Genomic DNA, 1,438 nt, shown 5'->3' with positions numbered 1-1,438 from the left:
ATTGGCTCATTAGCATAGGCAGTTTTAAAATATTTATAACCAAAATCAATACCACAACTACTATGACCACACGACTCTGAATAGGCCGACTTTATCAAAAAAGGAAATTCTGGCACTGAGCCATCCTCTGTTTCAATCGTCACAACAATGGGCCCACGATAGCCATGAGCCTTATCGAATACCGTAGTGCAACTTGTTGTCAAAAAACACGCCAGTAGCACACAGTAAAATTGCAGTACAGTTTTACGCTTATAATCCTTCATATTCAGCCTTCCTTGGTTTTAAAATTTGCTTTCTACAGTCAACCATATCCCAACAATCCGTTTCGGGTACACCGTAATACCACGCTCTAAAAATCGGTTGATACTTTTCAATTACCCGTTGTTGCATACGTTTTGAAAAATGGGGTAAGTACATAGTTTTGATCACCGTAATGTGCCTTTTAATCATCGCCCCCAAATTAAAGCGCGCTTGGCGATACCGAATGTCTGCTTTTTTATATTCTCTGCTATCAGGTGTAAAGTTTTGCATGTCTTGCTTAGGGCCAGTCGCCCAGCCAGCTACTTTTTTCATTTGTTCAGTAAACGGCTTAACGGTAAACGTGATATGAATAGGGTCATCAGCATCGGTGGGCGCAAAACCTCGTGTAAATACATTGTAGTGATAATTAGGATGAGTAACCTTAAAAAGAATTGTTGCATAGGCATTGGGCTGCAATAAATCCAAACGCTCCCGTGGGAAGGTAATTGGCTCGTTAGCATGCGTGGTTTTTAAGTATCTATAACCAGAGTCAATACCACAACTACTGTGACCACACGACTCTGTGTACACAGACTCTATTAAAAAAGGGAATTCTGGCACTGAGCCATCTTCTGTTTCAATCGTCACAACAATGGGCCCACGATAACCATGAGCCTTATCGAATACCGTAGTGCAACTTGTTGTCAAAAAACACGCCAGTAGCACACAGTAAAATTGCAGTGCAGTTTTACGCTTATAATCCTTCATATTCAGCCTTCCTTGGTTTTAAAATTTGCTTTCTACAGTCAACCATATCCCAACAATCCATTTCGGGTACACCGTAATACCAGGCTCTAAAAATCGGTTGATACTTTTCAATAACCCGTTGTTGCATACGTTTTGAAAAATGGGGTAAGTACATAGTTTTGATCACCGTAATGTGCCTTTTAATCGTCTTTCCTAAATTAAAGCGCTCTTGCCAAAGCTGCATTTTTCCATTGAAATGCTCATTACTATCTGGTGCCGCGTTCTGCATCATCACTTTGCCCTGCTCGGCCCAGCCAGCTACTTTTTTCATTTGTTCAGTAAACGGCTTAACGGTAAACGTGATATGAATAGGGTCATCAGCATCGGTGGGCCCAAAGCCTCGCGGAAATCCGCCTTGGTGATAATTAGGATGGGTAACCGTAAACTCAAT

General features: G+C 41.4%; 1 protein-coding gene and 2 pseudogenes. All 3 read right to left on the bottom strand.

What is annotated here, in order from left to right; all coding sequences use genetic code 11:
• Window positions 1–263 (bottom strand): annotated as a pseudogene (locus H5182_RS21955) (hypothetical protein); the annotation flags it as partial.
• The gene (locus tag H5182_RS21950) at window positions 250–1,008 is read right to left on the bottom strand and encodes a hypothetical protein (RefSeq protein WP_182760653.1); all 759 of its coding nucleotides are present in this window, start codon (window positions 1,006–1,008) and stop codon (window positions 250–252) included. The pseudogene H5182_RS21955 and the gene H5182_RS21950, both read right to left, overlap by 14 nt.
• Window positions 995–1,438, bottom strand: a pseudogene (locus H5182_RS21945) (hypothetical protein); the annotation flags it as partial. The pseudogene H5182_RS21945 and the gene H5182_RS21950, both read right to left, overlap by 14 nt.

The sequence above is a fragment of the Pseudoalteromonas sp. SG44-17 genome (genome assembly GCF_014164235.1).
Taxonomy (GTDB): Bacteria; Pseudomonadota; Gammaproteobacteria; order Enterobacterales; family Alteromonadaceae; genus Pseudoalteromonas; species Pseudoalteromonas rhizosphaerae.
Note: the sequence above shows the minus strand (reverse complement) of the source record. Positions and strands in the feature narration are given on the sequence as shown.